Below are 25,088 nucleotides of genomic sequence, written 5' to 3' on the forward strand. Positions count from 1 at the left end.
CGGGGGACGGCGCGGAGAGAGGAACGTGGGATGCGCATCGGACTGCTGGGGACGGGCCCGTGGGCGCGGGCGGCGTACGCCCCCGCCCTGGCCGGGCACACCGGCGTGGAGTTCGCCGGGGTGTGGGGGCGCCGGCCGGAGGCGGCGGCGTCGCTGGCGGCGGAGTACGACGTGCCGGCGTACGCCGACGTGGACGCCCTGCTGGCCGACGTCGACGCGGTGGCGGTGGCCCTGCCGCCCTCCGTGCAGGCCGGGTTCGCGGTGCGGGCGGCCGAGGCGGGCCGGCACCTGCTGCTCGACAAGCCGCTGGCGGTGTCGGTGGCGGACGCGCGGTCCGTGGCGGAGGCGGTGGCGCGGGCCGGGGTGGCGTCGGTGGTGTTCTTCACCGCGCGCTTCCAGCGGGAGCCGGCCGACTGGATCGGGGAACAGGCCGCGGTGGGGGGCTGGTTCACGGCGCGGGCGCAGTGGCTCGGGGCGGTGTTCACGACCGACAGTCCGTTCGCGGCCTCGCCGTGGCGGCGGGAGAAGGGCGCGCTGTGGGACGTCGGCCCGCACGCCCTGTCGGTGCTGCTACCGGTCCTCGGCGACGTACGGCAGGTCCTGGCCGCGGCGCACGGTCCCGCGGACACCGTCCACCTGGTCCTGGAGCACGCCACCGGCGCGTCGAGCACGCTCACCCTGGGCCTGTCGGCCCCGCCCGCGGCGGCCGGGGCGGACGTGGAGCTGCGGGGTGAGGCGGGGGTCACCGCCCTGCCGGGGAGTTCCGAGGGGGCGGTGCCCGCGCTGGCCCGGGCCGCCGAAGCCCTGGTGCGGGCGGCCGGCACCGGCCGCCCGCACCCCTGTGACGCCGCTTTCGGCCTCCGCGTCACCGAGATCCTCGCGGCGGCGGAGACCCTCCTGTCGGAGGGCACCGGGCAGGCCCGCGCCGGCGGATGAGGGCGGGGACGCCGCGCCGGGCTGCCGGCCGCGTCACCCGGTGCTGTCGGCCCAGTAGTTGACGCGTTCCCGCAGGACGGGATAGCCGGCCGTGGCGAAGTGCGCGGCCATCGGCCGGTTGCCCCGGTCGGTGGCGGCGGCGATGGAGTCGGCGCCCTGGGAGACCAGGAAGTGGGTGCACTCGGCGAGCAGGTCGTAGGCGTATCCGTGGCCGCGGTGCTCCGGGACCACGCCGATGAAGCCGACGCACGGTCCGCCGGAGTTGCGTGCCGGGACGTGGATGCCGGCCGGGTCGCCGCCGGGGGTGCGGGCGATGCGCCACCAGTCGCGCGGGGAAGGGAGTGAGCGCAGTACGTCCAGCTCCTCCCGGGCCGCTTGGTCGACGCCGCCCTGCTCGATGGCCCGGAGGGCGTGCGCGTCGAGGGTGACGGAGTGGATGCGGCGCAGCAGGGCGTGGAAGACCGCGTCGTCCGGTTCGGGCGTGAAGTGCAGCCGGCCGGGCCGCCGGGGCAGTCCCAGGTCGCGGGTCCAGCGGTAGGTGAAGCGTTCCACCAGGGGGGTGTAGCCGGCCCGACGCGCGGCGGCTGTGCGCGCCTCGGCCGCGGCCCGTAGGCGCGGGTCGTCGCGCCAGCCGGCGGGCAGGTCGAGTTCGAGTTCGGGGGTCCGCCAGGGCGCCGTCCCCAGCAGTTCGGCGCCGGCCGCCTCCTCGCCGTCGGCCACGTCGAACCAGTTGATCACCAGGGGCTCGGTGTCCTCGGGCCGGCCCCACCAGGCGGCGCGGGCCACGGTGCGGCCGTCACGCAGCGCGACGCGCTGCCAGTCGGGGCGGTAGTGGGTGCGGCGGTGCTTCTCGGCGAGGGCGAGCGGGTCGGGCATGGTGTGGAACAGGGCGGCACTGCTCGCGTCGAGCGTGCGGATGACCAGGTCGGTCAAGGGTTCCTCCGGGATGCGTGCGTGTGCGGCGCTCCCGGTCGGATCAGACGTGACACGCCCGCGGCACGGGGAGGGAGGAGCGCCGGATGGTGGTGACCTGCATCGCGCTCGCCTCCTTCTTCCGTCCGCTTCGGGCGTGGTGAGCCACACCGTAGGCGACCCGCGGGCCGGGCGTCCACCGGTTTTCCCGCGCGCTCCGGTGTACCCGGTGGCGGGCCGCCCGGGCGGTGGCGGCGTAGCTTGGGAACGTGGGATCGGTGCGCGGCTGGTCGTCGCACGGGAACCGGGAGCATCGCGGCTGGCTGCGGGGCGCGCCGCCACCGTGGTGGGTACGGGTGCTGCCCGTGCTCCTGCTGGTGACGGTCACCGTCGCCACGCTGGTGACGCCCGACGCGCGTGACGTCGGCTTCCTGCTGGGTGCCATCCCGCCGCTGGCGGTCCTGTCGTACGGCCCGGTGCTGACCGCCCTGCTGGGCGTGGGCGTGGTCGTGGTGCTGAACGTGCCGGCCACGCATCTGAACCGGCCCGGCAGCACCGACCTGCTGACCATCGTGTTCGTGGCCGCGCTGAGCGTGTTCGTGTCCTACGTGCGCAGCCGTCGGGACGCGCAGCTGGACACGGAGCGGGCCATCGGCGAGGCGGTGCAGCGGGCCGTGCTGCCGCCGCTGCCGGATCGGGTGGGTCGGGTCGGGTGCGCGGCGTTCTACCGGGCCGCGGAGAACGGGACGCTGGTGGGCGGGGACTTCTTCGACGTGCGGGAGGGGCCCTACGGGGTGCGCGCGGTGATGGGGGACGTGCGGGGGCACGGGCTGGCGGCGGTCGCGACGGTGGTGTCGCTGCTGGGGGCGTTCCGGGAGGCGGCCCTGGACCAGCCGGACCTGGAGTCGGTGGCGGCCCGCATGGACCGCCGGCTGGCGGTGGACTCGGCGGACGTACGGCACGCGGAGCTGTTCGCGACGGCGCTGCTGGTGGAGTTCGCCGGGGGGACGGCGGCGGTGCGGCTGGTGGCGTGCGGTCATCCGGCGCCCGTCCTGCTGTGCGAGGGGCAGGCCCGGGAGGTGGCCGTCGCGCCCGGTCCGCCGCTCGGGATCGGACTGGTGGGCGTCGGCCCGCCGAAGGAGGTCACCGTGGCGCTCGGTCCGGGCGACCGGCTGTTCCTGGCCTCGGACGGGGTGTGGGAGGCGCGGGACGCCACCGACGCCTTCTATCCGGTGCCCGAGCGGCTGGCCGCGCTCGCGGACACCCCGTCCGCCGAGCTGCCGGGAGCGGTGTGGGCGGACCTGGCCCAGCGGCGCTACGCGGTCCGTGACGACGCCACCATGCTGGTGCTGTCCCCCGATCCGCCGGCGACGGCGTGACCCGCGCGCGCCGCCGTGGCCCCGGGCCCCCCGGATCGACGCCCCGCGCTCGATTCGTTCGCTTCCCCGCGTGAAACGCGCCTTCCGGTGGCGGTCCGGCGCCGTGGACGTGACGCGTCACCCCCCGGCCGGCTGCCGAACCGGCGCGCGGGGTTCGAACGTCCCGGCTCAAACGCCACGGTCCGCCACCCCTTCCGCGCCGTAGAACTATCCACAACCATGCATATGCCGGGTGGCTGCGCGGACGTGCGCGGTGCCCGGGCACGGTTGCTCCCTGCGCTCAGGCAGGCGGGCGAGGAGACCCGGAGCAGCGCATGACGAACACGATGTGGACGCGGGGCGTGGAGTGGCTGGCCGCGGCGGCGGCCGATCCACGCGGCTGCAAGTGGGAGTGGGACCACGGCGAGGGCATCGCCCTGCTGGAGGCGGGCCGCTTCTGGGACGTGCTGAGCGTCCCCGACCGGCTGGGCCTGCTCACCCTGGACCTGCTGTGGCGGCCCGCGCTGCCCGTGCCGGGGCCGACGCTGGTGGACACGGTGGCCGGGCGGGTCGGCTTCCTCCTGCCGCCGGACCCGTCCGGGGGCTGGGTGGGCGCCGGACTGCGGTACGCGAGCAAGGGCGCCTGGGTGGCGGTACCGCCGCCGTACCGGTCCGCCCGCTACCTGGAGTGGCTGGTACCGCCCGACGGCAGCGGCACCCTGCACGCGCCCGGCGCCCTGGAGGAGGCGCTCCGGCTCGCCAACGGCACCCTGGCCGTGCTGGCGCCGCTGTGCGGGCGGTAGCGGAGCACGCGGGGCCGGGCCGGCGCCGGGCCCTGAGGCGGCATCGTGACGGGCCTGTCGCAAGGCGCGTGGCTCGGCGCGGAGGGCCCGTGGGCCGCTCCCTGACGCCGGTACGCCCCGCGTCGGCCGCTCGGCGGGCCGGGTGCGGCCGTCGGACCGGGCGGAAGGGCGGCCGAGGCGGGGCGCTCGCGTACGGGGCGCGGTACGGCCGGCGCGCGCGGCGGTCGGAGCACTCCTATGCTGGGGGATCCGGGCTCGGACGTCTCGCAGGTCGTCTCTCACGCGTCTCTCACGTGGTTGGAGCCAGCCCATGTCGCCTTCGTCCGCACGCCTGCGCAGGGGGGTCATCGCCGCCGCGCTCGCCGGAGCGCTGCTCGTGCCCCTCGCCGCGGGGACCGCTCCGGCCGCGCCCGCCGCCGGCACGCCCACCCCGTCCGCCTCGGGCCCGGACGTCCGCGCCCTCTCCCCCGGCGTGGCACGCCAGGTCGACGCCGCCGTACGGCGGGTGATGCGCGAGACCGGCACACCCGGCGTCAGCGTAGGGGTCTGGACGCCCGGACAGCCGGACTACGTCCGCTCCTTCGGTGTCGCCGACAAGTCCACGGGCCGCCGGATGGCCCCGGACATGTACACCCGTATCGGCAGCGAGACGAAGACGTTCACCGTGACCGCCCTGCTCCAGCTCGTGGACCGGGGCGAGGTCGGCCTGGACGACCCCATCGGCAGGTACATCCGCGGCGTGCCCAACGGCGACCGGATCACCCTGCGTCAACTGGCGGGCATGCGCAGCGGACTGTTCAACTACTCGGAGGACGACGCCTTCTTCAAGGCGCTCACCTCCGACCCCCGACGCCCCTTCACGCCCCGGCAGTTGCTGGCCTACTCCTTCAAGCACCCGGTGCTCTTCCAGCCGGGCGAGAAGTTCTACTACAGCAACACCAACCTGATCCTGCTCGGCCTGGTGGTGGAGCGGAGGAGCGGCCTGCGTCTCGGGGACTACATCCAGCGGCACATCCTCGATCCGGCCGGCATGCGGCACACGCTGTTCCCGGCCGGCGCCGAGTTCCCCTCGCCGCACCCGCAGGGTTACACGAACCAGACGGCGAACGGGAAGACGGCCGACGCCACCGACTGGGACCCGTCCTGGGGCTGGGCGGCCGGCGCGATGATCTCGACCCTCGACGATCTGCGGACCTGGGCGCCCACGGTGGCCACCGGCCGGCTGCCCGACGGGCGGCGGATGGTCAGCGCCGCCACGCAGAAGCAGCGCCTCACCACCCCGGCGACACCGATCCCGGGCGCCGGCTACGGGCTGGGCATCTTCGACGTGCAGGGCTGGATCGGCCACAACGGCTCGCTGCCCGGCTACGAGTCGCTGACCATCTACCTCCCCGCCACGCGCACGACGCTGGTGGTGGTGCTCAACACCGACATCGACCACGGCAACAACGAACCCAGCACGCTGTTCGGCCAGGCGATCACGCGGATCATCTCCCCGCGGCACGTGTTCGATCTGCCGGCGGAGCCGGCCGCCAGGTGAGTCACCGCCGCCGCACGAACCGGGGGCCGGGGCCGGCGACCACCGGACATGGCTCCGCCGGCGGCCTGGGGGGGGATCGGCCGCCGGCGGAGATGCCACGCCCGGGGCGGGGGGACGTCCCCGGGCGGCTCCTCCATCGATTGCCCCGCTTCCCCGGAAGTACGCACGGCGATCTCGAAGATTTTCCTACAGGGCGTGATCCGGCGACGGAGACCGGCGAGACCGTACGGCCGCGGTACGTCCGTCACGGCCGGCCGCGGTCCCACCCGGCCCCGTTCGTCCTGTTCCGCCGAACATCCGATCTTTACTCGGTGTCGGCGGCGGCCCCCGCACGCATGCCGACCCCCGCGAGGACCGCGCCGAGCACGCACAGCAGGCCCGTGACCACCGCGGCGGCGTGCACCCCGTGCATGAACGCCCGGGTGCTGCCCTCGGTCACGGCCGAGCCGAGGCTCCCGGACATGCCGCGGGAGACGGGGGCGATGCCCATCGCCACCGCGTCCTCGGCCTCCGCCAACCTGCCGGCCAGGGCGCGGGGCACGCCCGCACCGGTCAGTTCGGTCTCCAGGGTGGCGCCGACGCGGGCGCTGATCACGGAGACCAGTACGGAGGTGCCGAGGGCGCCGCCGATCTGGAGGGTGGTGGCCTGGAGACCGCCGGCCACTCCGCCGTCCCGTACGGGCGCGTTGCCGACGATCGCGTCGGAGGAGGCGGACAGCACCATGCCGACACCGAGGCCGAGCGCGACGAACGGCGGCCACATGGTGGCGTACGACGAGTCGCCGGACCAGGTGAGCATGGTGAAGCAGGCGGCGGCCTGGAGGAGCATGCCGAGCGGCATGCAGAACCGGGCGCCGAACCGGGCCGTCAGGGCGGCACCGAGCGGGGAGGCGACGAGCGAGGCGAGGCTCATCGGCAGCGTGCGCACGCCCGCCTGGACGGGCGTCAGACCGCGGACGTTCTGGAGGTAGAGCATGACGAAGAAGATCACGCCCAGCATGACGAAGAAGTTGAGGGCGGTGATGACCGCGCCGACCGTCAGCGAGCGGCTGCGGAAGAGACGCATCGGCAGCAACGGGTGCTCGACGCGGGTCTCGTGGCGGCCGAAGACGACGAGGAGCAGCAGGCCGACGATGATCGCGCCCCAGGTGCCGGCCGACGCCCAGCCCCAGGTCTCGCCCTTGACGACGCCGAGGACGACGCTCACGAGGCCCAGGGCCAGCAGGACGACGCCGGTGACGTCGAAGCGGTGGTGACCGGTGGTGTTGCGCGACTGCGGCAGCACGAACGCGCTGAAGGCGCAGGCGAGTACGCCGATGGGCAGGTTGATGTAGAAGACGGACTCCCAGGCGACGTGTTCCACCAGCAGGCCGCCGACGATCGGGCCCAGTGCCGTGGAGACGGCCGAGACCATCGCCCAGATGCCCACCGCCATGCCGAACCTGCGGGGCGGGAAGACCGCGCGCAGCAGGCCGAGGGTGTTGGGCATGAGCAGTCCGCCGAAGACGCCTTGGAGGGCGCGGAAGGCGACGACGCCCGTGATGGAGCCGGAGAGGCCGATGGCGACGGAGGACAGCGCGAAACCGGCGACCCCCACGAGGTAGAAGGTGCGCCGGCCGAACCGGTCGCCGAGTTTGCCGCCGAGGATGAGGATGGCGGCGAGGGCGAGCAGATAGGCGTTGGTCACCCATTGCAACTGCGCGGTCGACGCGTGGAGTTCACGGCCGATCGCCGGGTTGGCGATGGCGACGACGGAGCCGTCGAGCTGGACCATGAACAGGCCGAAGGCGACCGCGCAGAGGGTCAGCCAGGGGTTGGCGCGCCGTCGGGCGGCGGCGGTGGCCGGCGGCGCGGTGGACGCGGGCGCGGTGGAGGGATCCACGGAGGTGGACGGCATGGGAAAGCCTCGTCTGGTACGGAGATCGGGAAACGGGAAGGGGCGGGGCGCTGGGCGCTCCTGGCGGCACGGCCGGGACCGGGCGCAGGGCGGCCGGGACCGGGGGTGCACCCACGACGGCTCGACCGGAAGTGCGCCTGCGACGGCGCGACCGGGCGTGTGCCCGCGACGGCGCGACCGGGCCCGGCGGTACGCGGAGGCGTGCCGGGGCCGTGGGGGCCGGCGTGTCAGCGGGCGGCGGCGTGCAGCCGGCGCGTCAGTGAGGCGAGGGCGCCGAGGGCCGAGCCGAGGGCGTCCATCTCGCCCTCGGTGAGGGCGAGGAGGGCGTCCGTGAGGTGGGACACCTGGAGCGCGCGCACCTCACCGAGGCGGCGCCGGGCGACCGGCGTCAGGTACAGGCGGACGACGCGCTTGTCGGCACTGTCCCGGCGGCGCTCCAGCAGGCCCTCGCCGGCGAGCTGGGAGACCAGCGCGCTGACGTTGTTGGGCTTCATCAGCAGGGCCTCGGCGGCCTCCCGCACGGTGGCGCCCCGATGCTCCTCGAGGTGGCGCAGCAGGTTCAGTGGGCCCTCGGGCGGCTTGGGGTGGGCGTAGTCGCGGGCGACCAACCGGTCCAGGGCGCGGTGCAGCGCGGGCAGGGCGTCGGCGAGCGCCGGGGCGACGCTGTCGAGGTCCCGCCGGTGAGCGCTGGATCCGGGCATGACCCCCACAATAGGTATGACGTCATACCTATGTCAAACGGGCCCGCGGTGCCCGGGCACCGTCGGCGGGGTACCGCCGCGCGCAGGGGGGCCACCGACGCAATAAGCTCGTGCAATGGCGAAGTACTTCGACGTGCACCCCGACAACCCGCAGGCGCGCAGCATCGGCCAGGTCGCCGACGCGATCCGCTCGGGGGCGCTGATCGCATATCCGACCGACTCCTGTTACGCGCTCGGCTGCCGGCTCGGCAGCCGGGACGGCATGGACCGGATCCGCTCCATCCGCCGGCTGGACGACCGGCACCACTTCACGCTGATGTGCCGGGACTTCGCGCAGCTCGGTCAGTTCGTCCGGGTCGACAACGACGTGTTCCGGGCGGTGAAGGCCTCGACGCCCGGCAGCTACACGTTCATCCTGCCGGCCACCCGCGAGGTGCCGCGCAAGCTGCTGCACCCGAAGAAGAAGACCGTGGGTGTGCGCATCCCCGACCACGTGGTCACCCAGGCGCTGCTGGCGGAGCTGGACGAGCCGCTGCTGTCCAGCACCCTGCTGCTGCCGGACGAGGAGGAGCCGCTGACCCAGGGCTGGGAGATCAAGGACCGGCTCGACCACGTGGTGGACGCGGTGGTCGACTCCGGGGAGTGCGGCACCGAGCCGACGACGGTGGTCGACTTCTCCGGCGGGGAGGCCGAGATCGTGCGCCGGGGTGCCGGAGACGTGAGCCGCTTCGAATGAGCGCGCGGACACCGGGCGCGTAGGTCGTCGGCTCCATAAGGGTGCCCGGCGGCGGCCCCCCGGGGGGTCTCGTACGCCTGCCCGGCGGCCGGTCCACGCCCGGGCCGGCGGTGGACCGCACCCCGGCGACGGCCGGACGCCCGCCCCTGACACGGCTCGCCGATCTTGCGTGGCAGCATGGATCCAGTCGTGGCGCCGGGCGGCGGTCCGCCCGCGTCCGCTCCCGAGGGAAGGCCTTCTCACCATGACCGATGTCCGGGTGACCGACGTCGAGATCACCACCGATGACGGTGTCGCCGACGCCTGTCTCGTCCAGCCGGCCGACGGACGCCCGCGTCCGGCCGTACTCCTCTACCAGGACGCCTACGGGCTGCGCCCGCACCTGCGGTCCATGGCCGGCCGGCTCGCCGGCGCGGGCTACACGGTGCTGGTGCCGAACGTGTTCCACCGGCTCGGCCGGGCGCCGGTGCTGGAGCTGCCGGAGTTCATCGACCCGGCCGCCGACCCCACCCTCTGGGAGCGGCTCGGGCCGATGCTGGCCGGGCTGACGCCCGACCTGGTCAAGCGCGACGCGGGCGCCTATCTGCGGTGGCTGGCGGACAGTCCGGCGGTGGCCGACGGCCCGGTCGCACTGACCGGCTACTGCATGGGCGCCCGGCTCGCCCTGTGGACCGCGGGCGCCCATCCCGGCCGGGTGGCGGCGGTGGCGGGTTTCCACGGCGGCCGCCTCGCCACCGACGATCCCGGCAGCCCGCACCTGGAGGCCCCGGACATCACGGCGGAGCTGTACTTCGGACACGCGGACGAGGACCCGTCGCTCCCGCCGGAGCAAGTGGCCCGCTTCGAAGAGGCCCTGACGGCCGCCGGTGTGCGGCACACCTGCGAGGTCTACCCCGGCGCGCACCACGGCTTCACCCAGGCCGACACCCCCGCCTACGACCGGGAGGCCGACGAACGGCACTGGGCGGCCCTGCTCGCCCTGCTCGACCGCACCTTCTGACACCGGCGCCCCGGCGCCCGCGTCCGGTGGGCGCCGCGGCGGTGCCGTGTGGACCGATCCCGTCCGGAACATTGACATGCACGCGCCTTGGCGTGAATCTGAGAGCGCTCTCAAGCCAGGTACGGACCAGTTCCGTACGACCCCGACCCCACACGGAGGTGGAGAGTGCCTCACAAGCTCGCCCGACCCGCCCTGCCCCTGGCCGCGGCCGCCGCGCTCATCGGCGGTACCCTCGCGCTCGGCGCGCCGGGCCGCGCGGACGCCGCCGTCCCGGACACCATCCCCCTGAAGATCACCAACAATTCGGGCCGTTCCGACCAGGTCTACGTCTACGACCTCGGCACCCAGCTGTCCTCCGGACGGCAGGGCTGGGCCGACGCGAACGGCACGTTCCACGCCTGGCCGGCGGGCGGCAACCCGCCGACGCCCGCGCCGGACGCGGCCATACCCGGTCCGGCCGCCGGGCAGTCGACGACGATCCGCATCCCGAAGTTCTCCGGCCGGATCTACTTCTCCTACGGCCAGAAGCTCGACTTCCGGCTCACCACCGGCGGGTTGGTGCAACCGGCCGTGCAGAACCCCTCCGACCCCAACCGCAACATCCTCTTCAACTGGTCGGAGTACACGCTCAACGACTCCGGCCTCTGGCTCAACAGCACCCAGGTGGACATGTTCTCGGCGCCGTACGCGGTCGGGGTACAGCGCGCCGACGGCGGTGTGAGCACCACCGGCCACCTGAGGTCCGGCGGCTGGAACGGCTTCTTCAACGCGCTGCGCGGACAGCCGGGCGGCTGGGGCAACCTGATCCAGACCCGCTCCGACGGCACCGTGCTGCGCGCGCTGTCCCCGCTGTACGGGGTGGAGACCGGCGCCCTGCCGGCCAACGTGATGGACGACTACGTCAACCGGGTCTGGCAGAAGTACTCGACGTCCACCCTGACGGTGACGCCGTTCGCGAACGAGCCGAACACCAAGTACTACGGCCGGGTGTCGGGCAACGTCATGAACTTCACCAACTCCTCCGGCGCGGTGGTCACCAGCTTCCAGAAGCCGGACGCCTCCAGCATCTTCGGCTGTCACAAGCTGCTGGACGCGCCCAACGACAACGTGCGCGGCCCCATCTCCCGGACGCTGTGCGCCGGTTTCAACCGGTCGACCCTGCTGGTCAACCCCAACCAGCCGGACACGACGACGGCGAACTTCTACCAGGACACGGTGACCAACCACTACGCGCGCAAGATCCACGCGCAGATGGCCGACGGCAAGGCCTACGCCTTCGCCTTCGACGACGTCGGCAACCAGGAGTCGCTGGTGCACGACGGCGGCCCGCGGCAGGCGTACCTGACGCTGGACCCGCTGAGCTGACACGACGACGGTCCCGCACCCGGCGATGCGGGTGCGGGACCGCGGTCGGTCGCGAGGATCAGCCGGTCGTCAGGGCCGTATCGTCCACGACGAAGCTGGTCTGGAGGGAGGCGTCCTCCACGCCGTTGAACTTCAGCGTGACGGTCGAGCCCGCCAGCGAGGACAGGTCGAAGGACTTCTGGCTGTAGCCGGAGGCCGCGTTGGCGTTCGAGTACGTCGCCAGGGTCTTGGAACCGGCGGTCACCGTCAGCTTGTCGTAGGCGGTGCTGCCGGTCTCCGCGGTGTCGATGTGCAGGTAGAAGGTCAGGGTCGCCTTGCAGCCCGCGGGGATCGTCACCGACTGGGACAGCGAGTCGGTGTGCGAGGAGCCGTAGCCGTCCAGCCAGGCCTTGTAGGAACCGCCGTGGGCCGCCTCACCGCTGTCGGTGGTGATGACACCACTGGTCGAGGTCCAGCCGGTGCCGCCGGACTCGAATCCGGGGTTGCTCAGCAACTGGGCCGAGCCGCAGCCGCCGCCGGTGGGGCTGACCGTCCAGCTGAACGTCGCGGTGCCGGTCGCGCCGGTGGAGTCGGTCACCGTGACGGTGGTGCTGTACGTCCCCGCCGTGGTGGGCGTGCCGGAGATCACGCCGGTCGAGCTGTTGACCGACAGGCCGGCCGGGAGGCCGGAGGCGCTGTAGGTCAGCGCGCCGCTGTTGGTGCTGCTCGCCTGGATCTGGAGGCTGACGGCCGTGCCGACGGTGGTCGACTGGCTGCCCGGGTTGGTGACCGTCACCCCGCTGCTCGGCGGGTTGATGTGGCTGCCGACGGCGATGCCGGCGAAGGCGTTGCCCACTCCCGCGTACTGCGTGGAGTTGGTGCCGTACAGCGCGGCGGCGGCGTTCAGAGCCGCGGTGCGGGCGCCCGCGTAGTTGGTGCTGGACGTCATGTACGTCGTCAGCGCCTTGTACCAGATCTTCAGGGCGGCGTCACGGCCGATGCCGGTGACGGCGACACCGTCGGAGGTCGGGCTGTTGTAGGTCACCCCGTTGATGACCTTGGTGCCGCTGCCCTCGGACAGCAGGTAGAACATGTGGTTCGCCGGGCCCGAGGAGTAGTGCACGTCCAGGTTGCCGACGCCGGAGTACCAGCTGTCGGCCGAGCCGCCGTCCTTGCTGGGCTTGTCCATGTAGCGCAGCGGGGAGCCGTCGCCGTTGATGTCGATCTTCTCGCCGATGAGGTAGTCACCGGGGTCCGAGGCGTTGTTCGCGTAGAACTCCACGCCGGTGCCGAAGATGTCGGAGGTGGCCTCGTTGAGGCCGCCCGACTCGCCGCTGTACTCCAGGCCGGCGGTGTTCGAGGTGACGCCGTGGCTCATCTCGTGGCCGGCCACGTCCAGCGAGGTCAGCGGGTCGTTGTTCCCGGTGCCGTCGCCGTACGTCATGCAGAAGCAGCTGTCGTCCCAGAACGCGTTCACGTAGGCGTTGCCGTAGTGGACGCGGGAGTAGGCGCCGACACCGTCGTTGCGGATGCCGCTGCGGCCGAAGGTGTTCTTGTAGAAGTCCCAGGTCTCCTGGGCGCCGTAGTGCGCGTCGGCGCCGGCGGTGGCGGCGTTGGAGTTGGTCCCGTCGCCCCAGGTGTCGTTGGTCTGCGAGAACAGCGTGCCGGTGCCGGAGGTGCCGTGGTTCAGGTTGTACGTCTTGTGGCCGCCGCGCGCGCCGTCGGTCAGCGTGTACGTCGAGCCCGACTGGGTCGTCGTCAGCGTCACCTGGCCGCTGTACCGGGTCTTGCCGACACCGGTGTCCACCGCCTGGTAGCGGTACAGCTCCTTGCCGGTGGTGGCGTCGGTGATGACGTGCAGCTTGCTGGGCGTGCCGTCGTCCTGGAAGCCGCCGACCACCGTCTCCCAGGCGAGCTTCGGGGTGCCGGTGCCCGCCCAGATCACCTTGCGGGCGCTGTCGGTGGCGGGCTTGGTGGCGTCCAGGGCCTTCGCGGCCTTCAGCGCCTTGGTCTCGGCCGCGCCCTTGGTGACGGTGGCGGTGGTGGACGGCACCCGTATCGTGCGCTTGCTGTTGAAGGTGGTGCTCACGGTCCCCGCGGCCCGCGAGGCGGGCGGGGTGTGCACGACGAGGTCGCCGCCGAGGACGGGGAGTCCGGCGTAGGTGCGCTCGTAGCGCGTGTGCACGGTGCCGTCGTTGTCCTTGACGACGTCCCGGACGACCAGCTTCTCCTGGGCACCGAGGCCGAGGGTGCGGGCGGTGGCGCCGGTGTTCTGCCGGGCGCTCTTGATCAGCGCCTGGTGCTGGGCCGGGCTGAGTCCGGCCGCCAGGCCGCCGCCGCGCAGCGGGCTGGGGTGGGGAGCGGCCGGTGCGGCGGTGGCCGGTACGGCCTGGAGACCGACGGCGAGGAAGGCCGCGGTGGAGACCAGGGCGGCTCCGACCGTGGCCCGCTTGTGGGGAAGGGCTCTGTGGGGTCTCACTCGTACTCCTCCTGCTGCGGCCGCGGGTCGGCGGCCGGTGACAGACCGGGCGGACGGGTCTGCCGCCCGGGCGAGCTGAGCTGTGCGGCACCGTGATCCGTGTACGGGTGGGGTGGATCAGTGTGTGGTGGGAGAATGACAGCCCTGACCGGGCCATGTCACCCAACGGCCGGTCAATCGAGGGTTTTCCCTATCCGGCCCGCCCCCTCCCCCGCGCACGGGAGGGGCGGGCCGGCGAGCGCGCGGGAATCAGGGCTTGCGGGCGAGTCCGCCGTGCTCGGCGATGACCTCGGGCGCCGGCGCGCCGGGCTCCGGGCGCCACCGGTTGACCGGGACGACACCGGGCTCGACCAGTTCCAGGCCGTCGAAGTACGCGGTGATCTCCTCCACCGTGCGCAGGTTGTACGGGACCGCGCCGCTGTCGTTGTAGGCGTCCTGCGCCTGCTCGAAGACCGGGTCGATGCCGCGCGAGCCGTCGTTGACGGAGAGATGACTGCCCGACGGCAGGGCGTCCATCAGCCGGGTCACGATGGAGCGGGCCCGGTCGTGGTCGGCGACGTGCCCCAGGATGTTGCTCAGGATCAGCGCCGTGGGCCGGGAGAGGTCCAGTGTCCGGGCGGCGGCCGCGAGGATGCGGTCGGGGTCCGTCACGTCCGCGTCGATGTAGGCCGTCGCGCCCTGGCGGGACGAGTACAGCAGCGCCCGGGCGTGGGCGAGGACCATCGGGTCGTTGTCGACGTACACGATCCGCGCCTCGGGGGCGAGTTGCTGCGCGACCTCGTGGGTGTTCTGGGCGGTCGGCAGGCCGGTGCCGATGTCCAGGAACTGCCGGATGCCCGCCTCGGACACCAGGTACGCGATGTTGCGGCGCAGGAAGGCGCGGCTGCTGCGGGCGATCGTGACGATGCCGGGGAAGACGGCGGTGTACGCGTCTCCGGCCTCCTCGTCGACGGGGTAGTTGTCCTTGCCGCCGAGCCAGTAGTTCCAGATGCGGGCCGAGTGCGGCACCGACGTGTCGATCTTCTGGCGCGTCGCTTCTTCGGGTGTCGTCACAGGGTCGGTCATGGGTCGTGTCCGTCTTTCAGCCGAGGCGTGGATCATTCACGGCACAACTTACGTGCTGTGGAAGGTTCCTGACCCCCGGTCCGTGTCCATGGGCTCCCGGGGCGGTCCCGGCCCGCGCACGTGCGCCACCTGGGCCGGGGGCGGGGGCCGTGGGCGGGGGGCCCGTCCGGGCGCGCCGCACGCGGCGTTGTTACCGTGCACCGCGTGTCCGAATCCTCACGCGATACCGCCCGCGGCGCCGGCTGGGGCGCCGCCGAACGCGGCACCTACCGGCGGCTGATGCCCGGCGGCGACCGGAAACTGTCCTGGCTGGACCCCCGCGTCCTGTGGGCCGCCCGCAACGGCGTGCTGGCGTCCTGGTTCGGTGATCCCACGGGCCGCACCCGCGGCCGCTGGGTGGCCCGGCGGGCGGCGGCCGGCGCGCCCGCCGACAAGGTGGTCCGGCGGGACGTGCCGGAGCGGTTCTCCTTCATGGTGCTCGGGGACCCCGGGGAGGGCGGCGACTCCCAGTACGCGGTGGTGCCGGGCTTCCTGGAGGTGGCACGGGACACGGAGTTCGCCGTCATCGCCAGCGACGTCGTCTACCCGGTGGGCTGCGCCGACGACTACGGCCGCAACTTCTTCCGGCCCTACCGGGACTATCCGGCGCCGGTCTACGCGATACCGGGGAACCACGACTGGTACGAGGACCTCGACGCCTTCATGCGCGTCTTCTGCGCCGAGACCGCGCCGCTCCCCCCGGAATCCCGGCCGCGCCCGCTCACCCGCGCCTGGTGGCGCTCGCTGCTGTGGCACCGGGCACGCCCCACCGACGGGCAACGGCTCGCCGAGGCACGGCGGTTGCGGTCGGCGCCGGGGCAACAGGCCGTCCAGCCGGGGCCGTACTGGGCGATCGACGCGGGACCGGTGCGGATCATAGGCATCGACACCGGGCTGCTGGGCACCCTCGACGCCGAACAGGGCACCTGGCTGCGGGAGGTGTCCCGGGGTCCCCGGCCGAAGATCCTCGTCACCGGATCGCCCCTGTACGTCGACGGCGAGCACCACCCGTGCCCCGTCGAGGGCGGCGGCACGGTGGACGACGTCGTGCGGGCGCCCGAGCACCACTACGTGGCCGCGATCGGCGGCGACATCCACAACTACCAGCGGTACCCGGTCGACGTGGGCGGCCGCACCGTCCAGTACGTGGTCGCGGGCGGCGGCGGGGCCTTCATGCACGCCACGCACACCATTCCGCGGGTGTCGGTCGGCGGTGTGACCGAGCGCGACTTCCGCTGCTACCCGCTGCGCGGCGACTCGCTCGCCTTCTACAGCCGCCTGTACGGCCACCGGCTGCGCCTGCGCCGCTTCTTCCGTCTGACGGCGGCCGAGGCGACGGCCGTGATCGCGGAACGGCTGGGCATCGAGCCGGGCCGGGCCCCGGAACCCGGCGCCCGGATCACCCGCCGCACCCGCCTGGTCGCCTCGCTGCTCGGCACCGGACGCCGGCCGGAGCGGGCCGCCCGGTTCCGGCTGCCCGTGCGGAAGATCTACACCCAGCTGTTCTCGCCGTCCTCCACCTCCTACGACCCGCCGTTCTTCAAGTGCTTCCTGCGGCTGGACGTCGGCCCGGAGGCGGTCCGGCTGCGCTGTTTCGCGGCGACCGGCAATCGCGCCCAGGAACTCGACCCGCCCGTCGAGGACGAGGTGGTGATCCCGCTCCCCTCCCCGCACAACTGATCACACGGTTGTCACACTCGCCTGCCAGAATCGGGGACAGCACCGACGTACGACCGCTGGAGGAGCCCGTGCCGTCCGCCCCCCGTCCGCTGCGCAGGCTGGGCTTCCTCACCATCGGCCTGTTCGACGCGGCGGACCCCGCCCGCGGCCACGAGTCCACGCTGGAGATCATCGAGCTGGGCGAGCGGCTCGGCTTCGACAGCGCCTGGGTCCGCCACCGCCATCTCCAGTACGGCATCTCCTCCCCGGTCGCCGTCCTCGCCGCCGCCTCTCAGCGCACCCGCCGCATCGAACTGGGTACGGCGGTGACCCCCTTGGGCTGGGAGAACCCGCTGCGGCTCGCCGAGGACCTGGCGACCGTCGACGTGCTGTCCGGCGGCCGGCTCAACCCGGGGTTCAGCGTGGGGCCGCCCCAGCACCTGGAGCAGGTCAGGGGCGCCCTGTACCCGGACACCGCCGACACCGAGGACTTCGGTCACGAGCGCGCGCGCCGGCTGGTGGACCTGGTGCGCGGCGAGCCCGTCTCCGGCTTCCGCGGGCAGGAGGGGTTCGAGGTCTTCTCCTCCGTGGTCCAGCCGCACTCCCCCGGTCTCGGCCGGCGGCTGTGGTACGGCGCCGGCAGCCTCGGTTCGGCCAGCTGGGCGGGCGAGCACGGCCTGAACCTGCTGACCAGCAGCGTCGTCAAGGCCGGGGACGACGAGGACGGGCCGGTGGACTTCGCCGCGACACAGCTGTCCCACATCCGGGAGTTCCGGGCCCGTCATCCCGACGGGGAGGCGGCCCGGGTCTCCCAGGGACTGGTGGTGATCCCGACCGACTCCGCGACCCCCGGGCAGCGCGCCCGGTACGCCGAGTACGCGGCCCGGCGCCTGCCCCGTACCGCCTCCCCGCAGGGCCCGGCACGGCTGCTGTTCGCGCCGGACCTGGTCGGCACCTCGGCGGAGCTCGCCGAACGGCTGCACGCCCACGCCGCCTTCCGCGAGGTGGACGAGGTGGCGTTCGCGCTGCCCTTCACCTTCGAGCACGAGGACTACGCACAGATCCTGACGGACATGGCGACGCGACTGGGGCCGGCCCTCGGGTGGCGGCCCGCCGGCTGACTCACCACTGCCCGGCCGCGGGGCCGGTGAGCGGTTGCGACGGCCTGCCGTCCACGCCCACCGGCACGTCCCCGGCAAGCATCACCCGGTGCATGATCCGCGGCGCCTGGAGGTGGGCGTTGTCGCCGGGGGCGAGGTGGATCGTGGCCCGGTTGTCCCAGAAGGCGACGCTGCCGGGCTCCCAGCGGAACCGGACGGTGTACTCGGGGCGGACCGCCTGCTCCAGCAGCATCTCCAGCAGCGCGGCGCTCTCCGGGCGGGAGACGCCGGCGATCTGCTCCACGTAGTAGCCGTTGACGAACAGCACCCGCTCGCCCGTCTCCGGGTGCACGCGGACCAGCGGGTGCACGGTGGCGGTCTGGTGGTCCAGCAGGTGGCGGACGTAGGCGTCGTCGCCGGGCCGGGGCTGGTAGCCGACGCCGAGCCGGTGCTCGGCGCGCAGCCCGTCCACGAAGGCGCGGACCGGCTCCGACAGCCCGGCGTAGGCGGCGGCCAGACTGGCCCAGGTGGTGTCGCCGCCGTAGGGCGGGACGGTCTCGGCGCGCAGGATCGTCGCGGCCGGCGGGTCGATCCGGGCGCCGTGGTCGCAGTGCCAGCCGCGCAGCAGGGTGTGCCGGCGGCGCCGCAGCCACTCGTCGTGCTCCATGCCGAACCGTCCGCCCAGTTCCAGCCGGTCCGCGGTGGTCTCCACCTCGGGGTGGCCCGCCGGTGAGGCGCCGCCGCGCCGGCGCAGGACGACGGGTTCGCCGAAGCGGCGGGCGAGAGCGACATGGCCGGCGTGGTCCAGGTGCTGGTCCCGGAAGAACACCACCTTCCAGCGCAGCAGGGCCTGCCGGACCAGGGTCACGACGGCGTCGTCGAGCGGCGCGGTGAGGTCGACCCCGGCGATCTCGGCACCGATGTGCCCGGCGACGGGCCGGACCTCCACATCGGCGACCGCGGCACCCGCGCCGGGGGCCGCCTCTCCGGTGCGGGGCCCCGCCACCGCCTCGCCGGCGGAGGTCCGGCCCCGCCCGTCCGCGTCCCGCTCCGGCTGCCCCGCTCTGGCCCTGTGCGTCCTCATACACGCTCCGATGCTCGTCCGGTACCGGTCCCGCTCAGCGTGACATCGCGGTCGCCGCACCGCTAACCCCCGCGGCCGCTCCGCGGGCTGGAGCGGCGTCGGCGGGGGTACCCGAAGGGCGTGGAGCCCGACGCACGGAAGGAGCCCCGGGTGGCGGCGGAGGACCGGCTGCGGACGTACCGCGCCAGGCGTGACTTCGGGCGGACCCGCGAACCGGCGGGCCGGGCGGCGGGCACCGGGGCCGGCGGTGACGGGCCCCGCTTCGTGGTGCAGATCCACGACGCCCGCCGCATGCACTTCGACTTCCGGCTCCAGGTCGGCGACGTCCTGAGGTCCTGGTCCGTGCCCAAGGGCCCCTCCGACGACCCCGGGGACAGACGGCTGGCGGTGCCCACCGAGGACCATCCGCTGGAGTACGAGGAGTTCGAGGGCGTCATCCCGAGGGGCCGGTACGGCGGCGGGACCGTGATCGTGTGGGACCGGGGCACGTACGAGCCGCTGAGCCACGACCGCGGCGGGCACCCGGTGGACTTCGCGGAGTCCCTGGAGCGCGGGCACGCGACCTTCCGGCTGCGCGGCGCCAAGCTGCACGGCGCGTACGCCCTGACCCGCTTCCGCGACGGCGCGGACGGGGAGGAGGCCTGGCTGCTCGTGCGCAAGGGACCGGCCCGTCCCGGGGCGCACGGCACGCCGGACCCCCGCCGGGCCCGTTCGGTGCGCACGGGACGGACTCTGGCCCAGGTCGCGGCGGCCGACGGCGAGCGGTGAGGACCTCGCCCCCGGATGCCCCGGTCACCCGGTGGCGGCGGGCTCCTCGGCCACGGCCCGCCGGTCCGTGCGGTGCACATCGGGGACGCAGAGGTTGACGGCCGCGGCCACGGCGATCAGGCCGGCGCAGGCCAGGAGCACCCCCCTGCTGTCCCAGGCGCGTGCGGCGAGCGCGGTGACGAGGTAGCCGAGCGGGATGGCGAGGCGCTCGCCGACCCCGTTGAAGGCGCTCATGCGGCCCTGCTCGGCCGGCGGCACATGCCGCTGGAAGGCGGTCGTCCAGGCGACGATCGCGATGTCGAGCCCGATCCCGGCGAGGGCCGCGGCCGCCAGGACCAGGGTCAGCGGTGCCCCCGCGCCCATGGCGGTCAGCGGGAGCGCGAGGGCGCCGCTCGCCGCGACCGCCACGGTGAGCAGCCGGACCGGTGTCCAGCGCAGGCACACCAGCGTGCCCGCCAGCAGCCCGCCGGCGAAGGCCGCCTGGACGAGCCCCCAGTCGCGGGCCCCGCCGTAGTCCCGGGCGGCGACGAGGGGGCCGAGGAGCTGGAAACCGGCGAGCCAGGCCGCGACGAGCACGGTGCCGGCGGCCGTGTAGGTCCACAGCCAGGTGCGCGAGCGGAAACCGGCCCAGCCCGCGCGCAGGTCCGCCAGGACACCGCCGCGGGGGGTCGCGGGAGCGCCCAGGCGCAGGCCGAGCAGGAGGAACGCGGCGACGGCGTACGTGAGGGCGTCCCAGGCCAGCGCCCAGGCCGCGCCCGTGGCCGCCACGACGAGGCCGCCGGCGACCGGGCCCAGCACCCGGACCGCGTTGCCCGGCAGCCGGAGCAGCGCGTTGGCCCGCTGGAGGTGTCCTGGGGCGACGATCTGGGCGACGGCGCCCTGGGCGGCGGGGACGGTGAAGGACGCCGCGGTACCGGAGAGGAATCCGCAGGCGGCGATCGAGGTCGTCGTCGCGTGTCCGGTGGCCACGGTGACGGCGAGCGCCCCTTGGGCGGCCGCCGCGAGCAGGTTGCCGAGGAACAGGATGCGGCTGCGGGAGAGGCGGTCGGCGAAGAGGCCGCCCGCGAGGAGGAAGACGATCGTCGGGACGGTGTTCGTGGCGAGCACCACCCCGAGGGAGCCCGCCCCGCCTCCCTGCTCGATGACGGAGTACGCCAGGGCCAGCGGAGCCATCGCGGTACCGGTCGCGGAGACGAGCTGCGCCGACGCGAACCGGCGGAAGGGCGCGGTCCGCCATGGCGGGCGGGAGAGCGTCGGTGCGTCGGCGGCGGTGCTCATGGTCTCCCTCGGGCGGGGCGGCGGTCCGGTGCCGGATCGGCGGCCTCCTGGCCCCGACCGGCCGGCGCCGAGCTTACGTTCACGCCGGCCCCGGATGCCCGCCCTTTCCGGAAGGGGCCTCCGGGGCCGGGAGGCGGCCGTTGGGCCCGACGCCCTCGCCGTCCGGGAGCCCGTTCAGCCCTTGCGGGCGCGCAGGGCGGCCAGGGCCCGGTCGGCGTGGGTGTTCATGCGCAGTTCGCTGCGGACGACGTCGAGGACGGTGCGGTCCACGTCGATGACGAAGGTGACGCGCCGGGTCGGGGCCAGGGAGAAGCCGCGCCGGACACCGAACAGCTCACGCACCGCCCCGTCGGCGTCGGAGAGCAGCGGCATGCCGAGGCCGTGCCGCCCGGTGAACTCGCGCTGCCGGTCCACCCCGTCCCCGCTGATCCCGACGGGACGCGCGCCGACGGCGGCGAACTCGGCGGCCAGGTCACGGAAATGGCAGGCCTCGGCGGTGCAGCCGGGGGTGAGGGCGGCGGGATAGAAGAACAGGACGACCGGTCCGTCGGCCAGCAGGTCGCCGAGCCGGCGGACGGTCCCGGTCTCGTCGGGCAGGGCGAAGTCCTCGACCCGGTCCCCGGCCTCCGGGGCGCGCCGGGTCACCGCCGGCCCTTCCCTGGCCGGCCGGTCGCCTCCGCCGCGCCACGGGCCACCCGGCGCGCCCACAGCACCAGGGGCGCCTGGAGCGGCAGTCGGGCGAGGGCGGCGGTCCGCTGGGGTGCGGGCCGGTCGCGCCAGTCGACGGCCATCCGGACGTTGGCCGGGAACACGCCGACGAAGAAGGCCGCCGCCGTCCCGGCCGCCACGGCGCGCGTGCGGGGTGCCGCGACACCGGCCGCCAGGGCCAGTTCCACGGCGCCGCTGCCGTAGGTCCAGGCCCGGGGCGAGCCCGGCAGCAGCCGGGGGATCGTCGCGTCGAACCGGCGTGGAGCGGCGAAGTGGGCGACCCCGGCCGCGGCCAGGAGACCGGCGAGCAGCAGGGGCGAGCGTTCGGACCGGGACACGGTTCCTCCTCTGGTGGCCTGCCGCCGGATATTACTGGACGGTAGGCTCCGTGGCGCGCAAGCGGACGCGCCGGAACCGGACGCGCCCGACCGGACGGCGGACGGCCCGGCCTTGCCCGCGCCGGTCACCCGGCGCAACCTGGAGCCATGGGCGCTCAGCAGGACGGCCCCACCCTCATCACGTCCGTGCAGCGCGCGCTCCGCCTGCTGGAGGCGGTGAGCGCGCACGAGAACGGCGCGCCGGCCAAACAGCTGGCACGCGAGACGGCACTGCCCCTGGGCACCGCCTACCACCTGCTGCGCACCCTGGTCCACGACGGCTACGTACGGAAACTGGGCGACGGCGGCTTCGTCCTGGGCGACAGGCTGGGCACCCTGCACGCGGCCGGCAACGCCCAGACGCTGCTCAGCCGGGTACGCCCGGCGCTGACCGCCCTGCGGGACGAACTGGCCGGCGCCGTCTACCTCACCCTCTACGAGGAGGGCGAGATCAGGGTCGCCGAGATCGTCGACGGCCCCCGTACGCCCCGGGTGGACCTGTGGGTGGGGTTCGAGGACGCCGGACACGCCACCGCGCTGGGCAAGTCGGTGCTCCGCGAGCTGGACGAGGAGGGCCGCCGGGAGTACCTGTCCCGCCACCACCTGGCCGACCTCACGCCACGGACGATCACCAGCCTCCCGGAGCTGCTGCGCAGGATCGAGTCGCCGCCCCTGGCGCCGGCCGTCACGGACCTGGAGGAGTACGCGCTGGGCACCGTGTGCGTCGCCGTGCCCGTCCGCCGCGGGGACACGCTCGGCTCCGTCGGTGTCTCCCTCCCGGTGGAACGGCGGCCCCAGCTCCAGGAGGTCCGGGCCCGTCTGGTCCCGCTGGCGCTGCGGGTGACCCGGAGCCTGTCGCTCACTATCTGAAAAGCCGCTCCTTGTGGCACCCCCCGCACGGCCCGTTTCCTGGATGAAACGGACACTCCGGGTGTGCACCCCCTACCGGCGAGGACTGCGGACGCGACATGAGCCAGGCCCGACACCACGGCGGCGGTCACGCGCCCGCACGCATGCCCACGCACCGTGCGGCCGACACGTGGAGAGCCGTCCGCCGGCGGGCCGGCGGACAGCTGGCCGCGGGGACGCCGGCCCTGCCCGTGCTGGTCGTCGCCGTCGTCGTGCTCGTCGACCTCGCGGGCGGGGCGGGCATGATCTGGCTGCCGCTGCTGGCGGCCGCACCCGCGCTGGCGGCCACCACCAACGGGCCGCGCGGCGTGCTCTGCGCCGGTCTCCTCGCCGCGGCGACGGGCACCGCGCTGGGCGCCGGACACGGGGCGCCCGCGCGTGAGCTGGCGGCCGTGCCCTGCGCCCTGCTGGCCGTCACCGCGGCGAGCGGCCTGGCCAGCGCGTCACGGGGCCGGCGCGAACGGGTCCTCGCGGCCGTCCGCTCCGTCGCCGAGGCCGCCCAGCAGGCGCTGCTCCAGCCCGTCCCGGAGACCGTCGGCCCGTTCCAGGTGGCCGTCCGCTACAGCGCCGCGGCGGCGGAGGCGCGGATCGGCGGCGACCTGTACGCCCTGCTGCCCACCCCGTACGGCGTCCGGCTGATCGTCGGCGACGTGCGCGGCAAGGGCCTGCCCGCCGTGGGGACCGCCGCGCTGGTGCTCGGGGTGTTCCGCGAGGCCGCCCAGGACGAGCCCGACCTGCTCGACGTCGTCGGCCGGATCGAGCGGAGCCTGGCACGCAACCTCGGCCCGGACGACTTCGTCACCGCGGTGGTCGCCGGCTGTCCCCGTGCGGGGCACCTGGAGATCGTCAACTGCGGCCACGCGCCGCCGCTGCTGATATCCGCCTCCGGCGAGGTCCGGGCGGTGGAGCCGGCGCCACCGGCTCCGCCCCTCGGGCTGCGGGCCCTCTCGGGCCAGACTCCCGGACTCCAGCGGCTCCCCCTGTCGGCGGGGGACCAGCTGCTGCTCTACACCGACGGCGTCACCGAGGCCCGCGATCACAGCCGGGCCTTCTACCCGCTCGCCGAAGGCGTGGCCCGGCACGTGTCCGAGGAGCCGGCGCGCACGCTCACCGCGCTCCACGACGAGCTGCTCGCGCACGTGGGCGGACGGCTGCACGACGACGCCGCCCTGCTCCTGCTCCGCAAGCGCCCCACGGACGAGCCGGTCCCCGCAGTCCCGGCATAGCACCGGATCCCGGGCCGTTGCGGGCGTGGATCAAGGTCGTGGATGATCGGGGAATCCGACTTCTTGGGGGGAACGACATGCGATTCGCCGATGGTCCGGGCGTGCACTGCGAGGTTCACGTCGAGGCGGCCGTACCGCGGGTCTGGGAATTGGTGACCGACATCCGGCTGCCTGCCGGGCTCAGCCTGGAGCTGAGGCGTGTCGAGTGGCTCGACGGCGCGGACCGGCCTGCCGTGGGCGCGTGCTTCGAGGGACACAACCGTCACGAGCGGCTCGGCGAGTGGCGGACCGTCTCCCGGGTGGTCGAGCTGGACGAGCAGCACGTGTTCGCCTGGGCCGTCACGGACGTCGACGGCCGGTACGGAGAACCGACGCTGGATCCGGCGCGGTCCATGGCGTCCTGGCGCTACGAACTCGAGGCCGAGGGGACGGGCACCCGGCTGCGGCAGTCGGTGCTCATCGGGCCGGGCCGCAGCGGAGTCACGCTGGCTCTCGAACGCTGGCCGGACCGGGAGGAGGAGATCATCGCCTATCGGCTGAAGGAGCTGCGCGCCGGGATGGAAGCCACCCTGAGCGGCATCAAGGCGCTGGCCGAGGAAGGTGCCTGAGATCCGGTCGCGAGCGGTGTCACGACGGCCGCGGACCCGGGTCGGCCGGTCCGGGGCGGCGCGACGGCTGTCCGGCTCTTCCGGTCAGGGGGGTCCGGCGAGCGGCCGGCGGGAGACCGAGGGCCCCCTCAGGCGACGGCGAGCTCCGCCCAGCGGGTCGTCACTCCGGTCGGGTGGACCCGTATGCCGTGCCGGGTCGCCAGGGCGTGGACGATCGTCTCGCCGCGGCCGTGCTCGTCCGGGTCGGTACCGGCGAGGGAGCAGCCGGGGGGCAGCGCGGGCCCGGCGTCGGTGACCTCGACCCGCAGGGTGCGGCCGGCGTCGCCCCACAGCCAGGACAGCCGCAGGTGGGCCGGGGGCCGGGCGTGGACGACCGCGTTGGTGGCGAGCTCGGAGACGACGAGCAGCGAGTCCTCGACGATGTCCGGGCAGACGCTCCATTCGTCGAGGACCGCCGCCACCCGCCGGCGTACCGCCGAGACGGCGCCGGCGACGGGCGGCAGCGGACACACGTGTTCGCAGGCTGCCCGAAGCAGCGTGTTGAGCTGTGCCGCCATGTTC

The 25,088-nt window shown here is 74.2% G+C and carries 23 protein-coding genes; 13 read left to right on the forward strand and 10 right to left on the reverse strand.

Translation table 11 applies throughout. The features are described 5' to 3' along the window. The first annotated feature begins 30 nt into the window (after positions 1-30). Positions 31-936: a Gfo/Idh/MocA family protein gene (locus ACIQVT_RS13845; RefSeq protein ID WP_403751706.1), complete on the forward strand. Its 906-nt coding sequence runs from the start codon at positions 31-33 to the stop codon at positions 934-936. Between the two features lie 33 nt (positions 937-969). On the opposite strand, the gene ACIQVT_RS13850 is transcribed toward ACIQVT_RS13845, so the two are convergent. Beyond that, positions 970-1,869 (reverse strand): GNAT family N-acetyltransferase, encoded by a 900-nt coding sequence (locus ACIQVT_RS13850; protein ID WP_403751708.1) that lies wholly within the window; start codon positions 1,867-1,869, stop codon positions 970-972. A 248-nt stretch (positions 1,870-2,117) separates the two neighbouring features. Here ACIQVT_RS13850 and ACIQVT_RS13855 point away from each other — a divergent pair, with 248 nt between their 5' ends. The 3 genes from ACIQVT_RS13855 to ACIQVT_RS13865 all read left to right on the forward strand — a co-directional run bounded on the left by ACIQVT_RS13855 (position 2,118) and on the right by ACIQVT_RS13865 (position 5,549). Next, positions 2,118-3,227, forward strand: a complete 1,110-nt coding sequence (locus ACIQVT_RS13855; protein WP_403751710.1) for a PP2C family protein-serine/threonine phosphatase — start codon at positions 2,118-2,120, stop codon at positions 3,225-3,227. 314 nt (positions 3,228-3,541) lie between these two features. Further along, positions 3,542-4,009 carry a hypothetical protein gene (locus tag ACIQVT_RS13860; RefSeq protein ID WP_403751712.1) on the forward strand — a complete coding sequence of 156 codons (468 nt, stop codon included), beginning with the start codon at positions 3,542-3,544 and terminating at the stop codon, positions 4,007-4,009. A 310-nt stretch (positions 4,010-4,319) separates the two neighbouring features. Beyond that, positions 4,320-5,549 (forward strand): serine hydrolase domain-containing protein, encoded by a 1,230-nt coding sequence (locus ACIQVT_RS13865; RefSeq protein ID WP_403751714.1) that lies wholly within the window; start codon positions 4,320-4,322, stop codon positions 5,547-5,549. Positions 5,550-5,853: 304 nt separating this feature from the next. On the opposite strand, the gene ACIQVT_RS13870 is transcribed toward ACIQVT_RS13865, so the two are convergent. After that, positions 5,854-7,446 carry an MFS transporter gene (locus tag ACIQVT_RS13870; RefSeq protein WP_403751716.1) on the reverse strand — a complete coding sequence of 531 codons (1,593 nt, stop codon included), beginning with the start codon at positions 7,444-7,446 and terminating at the stop codon, positions 5,854-5,856. Positions 7,447-7,673: 227 nt separating this feature from the next. Further along, positions 7,674-8,147, reverse strand: coding sequence for a MarR family winged helix-turn-helix transcriptional regulator (locus ACIQVT_RS13875; protein ID WP_403751717.1), 474 nt, complete (start codon positions 8,145-8,147; stop codon positions 7,674-7,676). Between the two features lie 115 nt (positions 8,148-8,262). On the opposite strand from ACIQVT_RS13875, the gene ACIQVT_RS13880 reads away from it, so the two are divergent. From ACIQVT_RS13880 to ACIQVT_RS13890, 3 genes are all read left to right on the forward strand, one after another. Beyond that, positions 8,263-8,883, forward strand: a complete 621-nt coding sequence (locus ACIQVT_RS13880) for an L-threonylcarbamoyladenylate synthase (protein ID WP_403751718.1) — start codon at positions 8,263-8,265, stop codon at positions 8,881-8,883. A gap of 244 nt (positions 8,884-9,127) precedes the next feature. Further along, positions 9,128-9,883, forward strand: a complete 756-nt coding sequence (locus tag ACIQVT_RS13885) for a dienelactone hydrolase family protein (RefSeq protein ID WP_403751720.1) — start codon at positions 9,128-9,130, stop codon at positions 9,881-9,883. Between the two features lie 165 nt (positions 9,884-10,048). Next, complete coding sequence (locus tag ACIQVT_RS13890) at positions 10,049-11,248, forward strand: glycoside hydrolase family 64 protein (RefSeq protein WP_403751722.1); 1,200 nt, start codon at positions 10,049-10,051, stop codon at positions 11,246-11,248. 58 nt (positions 11,249-11,306) lie between these two features. Here the strand turns inward: ACIQVT_RS13890 and ACIQVT_RS13895 are convergent, their stop codons facing one another. Both ACIQVT_RS13895 and ACIQVT_RS13900 read right to left on the reverse strand, forming a co-directional pair. Then, on the reverse strand, positions 11,307-13,706 hold the full coding sequence (locus ACIQVT_RS13895) for a M4 family metallopeptidase (RefSeq protein WP_403751724.1): 2,400 nt from the start codon (positions 13,704-13,706) through the stop codon (positions 11,307-11,309). A 249-nt stretch (positions 13,707-13,955) separates the two neighbouring features. Then, complete coding sequence (locus ACIQVT_RS13900; protein WP_403751726.1) at positions 13,956-14,771, reverse strand: SAM-dependent methyltransferase; 816 nt, start codon at positions 14,769-14,771, stop codon at positions 13,956-13,958. A gap of 204 nt (positions 14,772-14,975) precedes the next feature. Here ACIQVT_RS13900 and ACIQVT_RS13905 point away from each other — a divergent pair, with 204 nt between their 5' ends. Both ACIQVT_RS13905 and ACIQVT_RS13910 read left to right on the forward strand, forming a co-directional pair. After that, complete coding sequence (locus tag ACIQVT_RS13905; protein ID WP_403751728.1) at positions 14,976-16,490, forward strand: metallophosphoesterase family protein; 1,515 nt, start codon at positions 14,976-14,978, stop codon at positions 16,488-16,490. Positions 16,491-16,558: 68 nt separating this feature from the next. Continuing rightward, positions 16,559-17,590, forward strand: coding sequence for an LLM class flavin-dependent oxidoreductase (locus ACIQVT_RS13910; protein ID WP_403751730.1), 1,032 nt, complete (start codon positions 16,559-16,561; stop codon positions 17,588-17,590). A gap of 1 nt (position 17,591) precedes the next feature. Here ACIQVT_RS13910 and ACIQVT_RS13915 read toward each other — a convergent pair whose 3' ends face one another. Further along, positions 17,592-18,653, reverse strand: a complete 1,062-nt coding sequence (locus tag ACIQVT_RS13915; RefSeq protein WP_403751732.1) for a TauD/TfdA dioxygenase family protein — start codon at positions 18,651-18,653, stop codon at positions 17,592-17,594. A 150-nt stretch (positions 18,654-18,803) separates the two neighbouring features. Here ACIQVT_RS13915 and ACIQVT_RS13920 point away from each other — a divergent pair, with 150 nt between their 5' ends. Continuing rightward, a complete protein-coding gene (locus tag ACIQVT_RS13920; RefSeq protein ID WP_403751734.1) occupies positions 18,804-19,421 on the forward strand; it encodes a DNA polymerase ligase N-terminal domain-containing protein in 618 nt (205 codons plus the stop codon). 24 nt (positions 19,422-19,445) lie between these two features. Here ACIQVT_RS13920 and ACIQVT_RS13925 read toward each other — a convergent pair whose 3' ends face one another. The 3 genes from ACIQVT_RS13925 to ACIQVT_RS13935 all read right to left on the reverse strand — a co-directional run bounded on the left by ACIQVT_RS13925 (position 19,446) and on the right by ACIQVT_RS13935 (position 21,745). Continuing rightward, positions 19,446-20,699 (reverse strand): MFS transporter, encoded by a 1,254-nt coding sequence (locus ACIQVT_RS13925; RefSeq protein ID WP_403751736.1) that lies wholly within the window; start codon positions 20,697-20,699, stop codon positions 19,446-19,448. Positions 20,700-20,873: 174 nt separating this feature from the next. After that, on the reverse strand, positions 20,874-21,344 hold the full coding sequence (locus ACIQVT_RS13930; RefSeq protein ID WP_403751738.1) for a peroxiredoxin: 471 nt from the start codon (positions 21,342-21,344) through the stop codon (positions 20,874-20,876). Continuing rightward, positions 21,341-21,745: a hypothetical protein gene (locus ACIQVT_RS13935; RefSeq protein ID WP_403751740.1), complete on the reverse strand. Its 405-nt coding sequence runs from the start codon at positions 21,743-21,745 to the stop codon at positions 21,341-21,343. The genes ACIQVT_RS13930 and ACIQVT_RS13935 overlap by 4 nt, the downstream gene beginning before the upstream one ends. Before the next feature lie 147 nt (positions 21,746-21,892). On the opposite strand from ACIQVT_RS13935, the gene ACIQVT_RS13940 reads away from it, so the two are divergent. From ACIQVT_RS13940 to ACIQVT_RS13950, 3 genes are all read left to right on the forward strand, one after another. Then, positions 21,893-22,654 carry an IclR family transcriptional regulator gene (locus ACIQVT_RS13940; RefSeq protein WP_403751742.1) on the forward strand — a complete coding sequence of 254 codons (762 nt, stop codon included), beginning with the start codon at positions 21,893-21,895 and terminating at the stop codon, positions 22,652-22,654. 98 nt (positions 22,655-22,752) lie between these two features. Further along, a complete protein-coding gene (locus ACIQVT_RS13945) occupies positions 22,753-23,919 on the forward strand; it encodes a PP2C family protein-serine/threonine phosphatase (protein WP_403751744.1) in 1,167 nt (388 codons plus the stop codon). Positions 23,920-23,996: 77 nt separating this feature from the next. Beyond that, entirely contained in the window at positions 23,997-24,527 is a 531-nt protein-coding gene (locus ACIQVT_RS13950; protein WP_403751746.1) for an SRPBCC family protein, read from the forward strand. 128 nt (positions 24,528-24,655) lie between these two features. Here ACIQVT_RS13950 and ACIQVT_RS13955 read toward each other — a convergent pair whose 3' ends face one another. Beyond that, the gene (locus tag ACIQVT_RS13955) at positions 24,656-25,084 is read right to left on the reverse strand and encodes an ATP-binding protein (RefSeq protein WP_403751748.1); all 429 of its coding nucleotides are present in this window, start codon (positions 25,082-25,084) and stop codon (positions 24,656-24,658) included. Between the last annotated feature and the right edge of the window lie 4 nt (positions 25,085-25,088).

Origin of the sequence: Streptomyces sp. NPDC100445 (assembly GCF_044759735.1) — a bacterium.
Taxonomy (GTDB): domain Bacteria; phylum Actinomycetota; class Actinomycetes; order Streptomycetales; family Streptomycetaceae; genus Streptomyces.